General features: G+C 56.3%; 5 protein-coding genes and 1 pseudogene. All 6 read left to right on the forward strand.

What is annotated here, in order from left to right; genetic code table 11:
- Window positions 1-389, forward strand: a pseudogene (locus ACXJKO_RS29625) (TCP-1/cpn60 chaperonin family protein); the annotation flags it as partial.
- Window positions 390-816: 427 nt separating this feature from the next.
- Window positions 817-1,716 carry a hypothetical protein gene (locus tag ACXJKO_RS29630; protein ID WP_457094604.1) on the forward strand — a complete coding sequence of 300 codons (900 nt, stop codon included), beginning with the start codon at window positions 817-819 and terminating at the stop codon, window positions 1,714-1,716.
- A 117-nt stretch (window positions 1,717-1,833) separates the two neighbouring features.
- Complete coding sequence (locus tag ACXJKO_RS29635; protein WP_457094605.1) at window positions 1,834-2,040, forward strand: helix-turn-helix domain-containing protein; 207 nt, start codon at window positions 1,834-1,836, stop codon at window positions 2,038-2,040.
- A 579-nt stretch (window positions 2,041-2,619) separates the two neighbouring features.
- Complete coding sequence (locus ACXJKO_RS29640; RefSeq protein ID WP_457094608.1) at window positions 2,620-3,903, forward strand: AAA family ATPase; 1,284 nt, start codon at window positions 2,620-2,622, stop codon at window positions 3,901-3,903.
- 768 nt (window positions 3,904-4,671) lie between these two features.
- Window positions 4,672-4,887, forward strand: a complete 216-nt coding sequence (mads1, locus tag ACXJKO_RS29645; RefSeq protein ID WP_457094606.1) for a methylation-associated defense system helix-turn-helix domain-containing protein MAD1 — start codon at window positions 4,672-4,674, stop codon at window positions 4,885-4,887.
- The coding region (locus ACXJKO_RS29650) for a hypothetical protein (RefSeq protein ID WP_457094607.1) at window positions 4,880-5,183 on the forward strand (304 nt) is incomplete at its 3' end. The genes mads1 and ACXJKO_RS29650, both read left to right, overlap by 8 nt.

Consider the following 5,183-nt stretch of genomic DNA (forward strand, 5'->3'; position numbering starts at 1 on the left):
GCGGCGGCGTGGCTCTGCTGCGTGCCAAGGCTGCGGTTGCCAAGCTCACCAGCGACAACGCTGACGTGAAGGCCGGCATCAAGATCGTGCTGCGCGCCCTTGAGGCTCCGATCCGCCAGATCGCCGAGAACGCCGGCGTGGAAGGCTCGATCGTAGTCGGCAAGATCAACGAGAACAAGTCCGACACCTTCGGCTTCAATGCCCAGACCGAAGAGTTCGTGGACATGCTCCAGGCCGGCATCGTCGATCCGGCGAAGGTCGTGCGCACCGCTCTGTAGGACGCAGCCTCCGTGGCCGGCCTCCTCGTCACGACGGAAGCCATGGTCGCAGACGCTCCCAAGCGCGACAACGGCGCCCCGGCCATGCCCGGCGGCGGCATGGACTTCTAGCCTGTGACACGCATTACGAAATTCATACTGAGCCTCCTCCGTCTTCCGGGGGGCTTTTTCATCTGCTTGTTCTCAGGTGTTGAGCGAGGATGTGCCGCTGTCCTGATGTGTACGCCGCAGCCGGGATCGTCAGGGTTCAACACGACTGCCACAGAGCCAGTGGTGCCTAAGTATGGCTTCTCGATTGTATCTGTTGGACGTTGCAAAATATTAGAAGCAAACGGTTAAGCGCATCTAGGCGATCAAGCATCAACTCCGGCTTAGTGGCGCGAATATCCGACGAGCGGTCGGACAATAAAGCAAGCGGGGGGAGTAAAATCCGACATATGGTCGGAAAATACTTAGATTAGACTAAGTACTAGAATTCATATTGCGCATGGAGTCTGTTTAACGTGAATGGTTCGCACCCAGTCAGCAGAGTTAATCGATGCCTATGTCCCGTGAAAGCGTCAGCGTTTTCCTCAAGTCTCAACCTGGCTGGCTTCCGCTATCGCAATTGCGCACCGCATTTCTGCCAGCGTACACCCCCGATCCTCTGGCACAGCGTCGTGCGCTTCATGAGCTTATCAACGGAATGGTGCCTCGCAGCGTGCCAGCCTGGCGGATTATTGAAGGATCAGCACACGAGGACCTCCGGCTTCTGGCCGGTCCACTCAACGTACTGGTATACCGGGCCGGAACGGGGATATTAAAGGGTCACTTTGTTTTCACCGATCCGAGTTTACCTAATGTGACGGTTGATATTGGGGCGTCAATGCCCCTCGTACGTAGTGAATTAGCAAGTTGTGCCGGCTGTAAATTTCCTAGAGAGCTGAAAGAAGTACGGGGTTTGTTGATAGCGCTCGGGCTGCGTCTTGCAGAAATGCTTGATGAGGCCATCCTCGATCGACGGGCGATCGTATGGGCTCGTCAGTGCAGCTTATTTGAACCATTCCGACAGGTGCAACCTGATCAATGGCCATTGATCCAGAATGTGAATTATGAGGCTGGAACAGCAACAACCTGCTTAGGCGAGAAGCTATTTTCTATTCACATTCAACCTGTCCTCGGAACTAACAATGATGGGCCGAGAACTCTGCGGAAACGGGGCCCCCAGCCGAAGTACCCTAGGCAGGCAATTCTCGATTATATTTTGAAGCAGCTGGATGACAACGGACTCCCACATCCGGACAAGCCTGGATGGAGGTCTCAGTCGGATGTGTTGGAAGCGGTCGAAAGCTTCTGTCAAACGGCACTCGGTAAGTCTCCGAAGGAAACGTACCTAAAAGGGTGTGTGCGTGAGGCCGTTAGCTTGTTTGAGCAACTCGCCAGTTCGGGTGGTCGCTAACTCAGCCTGCTGTTACTCCGCCTATTGCGCCAATTGCGGCTGCATTATCCGACCGGAAGTCGGATGAATATCCGCACGGACATCGGAAAACTCATCAAAGTCCGTCGGAGAAATTGAATGACTGAAAAAAATGCGTTTAGCATTAGCGAGCTCGCGAAAGCAGGCCCCCTTGGCCGATCGAAACTGTATGAAGCAATCCGAGATGGGGCGCTTGTGGCGCGTAAGGCAGGTCGCCGTACCATCATCCTGAAAGCGGACTTCGAACGTTTCCTTGCGTCCTTACCGCTCGCCACGTTTGATCGTAGCAACGGGCATACAGCGTAAGAGGACCCGCAATGATTATCACTGAACAGAACCGGAAGTCCTTCCGCTCAAAGGATTCCCGCGAGAAGCGCGATACAGTGCACATACTGATAGGTCGATTGTATGCCATGGATACTAGGAACGAAGATCAGATTGCAAATGATCTGGCGCTCGCAAGGTCTGCCTACGAGATGGCGATTAAGAGCAAGGACCCTAATCGTGCCTGTCAGTTTCTTGAACACAAAGCTAAACTCGAATGCGAGTTAACCGAGGCACGCTCAATTAATATATGTTGGGACAGAGTCTTCGACGCCATAGAGAGCCTCGATCGTGTCGCTCGCTCGGACGACACATAGGCTTTAGCATCTCAGAAGGAATGCTGTTCCTAAGGGAGCTTAACCCGCCCGCGTGTTCAATTCAGCGAGGCATTCTCATAGACGTATGTCGGCGGCGGGCCCCTCATCCGCCGCCTGACATAACACGCTGCATCACTCCATCCACCCCGCATCATTAACGAGATTGCTGAGCACTCACATGGCGCTGCCAACGTACGCCGTGCGTGAGATGCCGGCATTCGCTAGCTCGCAAGGTTTCAACTACATGTCACCTGTTTCCCCGCCAAGAGCGGCACCAAGCAAACGTGTCCACTATCTCCTCGAACGTGCTGTTACTCTCGCCAAAGCCGCAGCAGGCCTGACGAGCCCAGATGCTCCCTTTCGGAACTCTGCTGTACCGGGCCTGATTCCTGGTATAGGCCTCACGGTCCTGTACGGACCAAGTGGCACCGGTAAGTCGTTCTTGATGACCAACCTGCTCATTCACATTGCGACGGGTCATGCATGGGGTGGGCGTCTGGTCCGACGTGGCCTTGCTGTGTTGATTGCAGGCGAAGATCAGCATGGTCTTCAAACTCGTGCTGTCGCTGCCGCGGCTGCTTTGGGTGCGAACCTCCAGTTCACTCCGATGGTGATCCTCCCTGCACCAGGCGAAGTTCATGCTGATGGCTTCGCTGAAGTTCTTAGCGGAGCCATTGATCAGCTGAACCATGAATTTGATACGAAGCTTTCTATCATAGCACTGGATACTCTCGGCGGTGCGTTTGGCGCCGCATCCCAAGACGATGCAGGGCCGATGACGGCAGCAACTGGTGCGTTGCTGAAACTCGCAGAGCAGCATCGCTGCGCTGTTCTCGCGGTCCATCATACGGGTAAGAGGGGTGACGGCATGCGGGGCAGCCAGGTTCTCTTCGATAGGGCCGATGCCGTTATCAAGCTGACCCCCTCCCCTGGTCCAACTGGTAAGATCAGAGGGACCTTGATGAAGGCGCGCAACGACGTGAGCGGCGTGGGCTTTAGCTTCCATCTCGCGCCCTATCAAATTGAGCTCAGTAATTTAGATCCGATCCACACATGCGTCGTAGAGGATCTGTCAGTCGATGATCATCGGCCGGCCATGAAGGCGTCGCCTAAAGTGCGTGACATCACTGGTGACACGAGGGCCGTCCTTGAGACAATCCTTCGTTTCTTCCCGGCAGGCGAGGTGATAAGCCGAGACGCGTTACGGGCCGCTATGTGGGACGCATGGCCCCATAAGAGTGATAGTGCCCGCCGGAAGGCTCTTAGCACCTCTCTCGACAGCCTTGAGAGGCAAGGGTTGATTAGCAAGTCGCGCGACGCTGTTACCATGAGTGATGCATTACGGCACAGTTACCCAACGGGGCCTCACGATGCGGCTGGTGGGTTGCCCAACGACGTTACCTCCCTCTCCCCCCAAAAGGGGGGAGAGGGTAACGGTCGTCACCAGCGCAAGCATCCTGCATTCAGTAAGCCAAGAAGGGGTCCAGGACCGTGTGTTCCGCCTGAGGCATTCGAGGAGATCGCGTGATGTGGGCTGATCTTCGCAGGCTCCTTGTCCTTGAAGAGTATACAACCGAGCACGGCGTTCAGTTCTTTCGTGGATATCGCGAAGGCCGCAGGCTCATACTCCTTCAAGAGCGGCCTCGGCATTGGGTGCTGTTGGAGCAGGTGTTGGAAGAGGCGAGAGAAGGCGATCAGGACTCCATTAAGACACCCCCAGCTTACCCAGCCCGACCTGACTGAACCCTAGGGGGTATCAGATCTCCAACGCATCTCCGGGGGTTCACCGCACGGGGTCTCATTCGCAGATTTTTTTTCCCGCCTCGCGCGTGCGTGCGCGAGGCGGGTGTTCGGCGGTTGGTCCTGTGGCTTAGTTTGCAGTGCGCTCTCTAAGGGCTACGTCAGTCGAGAGTAGAAATGGCAGTGGATTTTAGCTTCCACGTCCTGTCATAGGCTTGGCCTTCCTCCTCCCCAAGTGCCACACTCTCCGAAACAATAAAGGGCGCTGGCTGCATCATAACCAATGGAACGCCAGTGTGGTCTAAGCGGAGGTAGGCCGGGGGCAATCGAAAGAACTCCGAGCTGCACGGCCTGGGCTGACCTCTCGCCCCATCTTTCCGTCCCGGGAGTGCCTTGCGGAGGCTCACAACTGACTATGACCGCGCGAGTTTGGTTCGGCGCGCTTGACTCCGGTTGGGCCACCAACTAGGAGTAAAGCCATACAAACCCTAGCAAACTGGACCAAAACCGACAAAATGTAGCGCGACAGGAGGCCGGCTCGGGCCGGAAGGTGCTCATGAATGACAGGTGGCTTTCGGTGGATGAGATCGCGGAGTACCTCGGCGTAAGCAAGGACACGGTCTACACGTGGGTTACGTCCAAGGGCATGCCGGGGCACAAGGTGGGACGCTTCTGGAAGTTCAAGTGCGAAGACGTCGACGCGTGGGTACGCGATGGTGGCGCGGCTTCGTCGTCGGAAGATCTCACTGAGGAGGGGCACAAGAATGGCTAAATCGAACATAGCAGTGAAGCTGGATCCGGAGGCCGCAGACGCTGGGCCGATAAGCGCAATCGAGGACGGAAAAATCCTCGACTACATCACAGGCAAGCCAGTCGCCGAAAACGACAAGGAGACGGTCCGCCAACGCATCGCGCGCGCACTCTTTCACGAGTACGGCCTCTCTGTCGACGACATGGAACCCGACTTCAAGGTGAAGGTCGCAGACTCCGGCAGGTCGTCGAACAAGAAGATCGACATCGCCATCTTCGAGCCAGGCTCAGAGCACACACCCGAGAACGTCCGCCGCC

It is taken from the genome of Microvirga sp. P5_D2, from assembly GCF_054049475.1.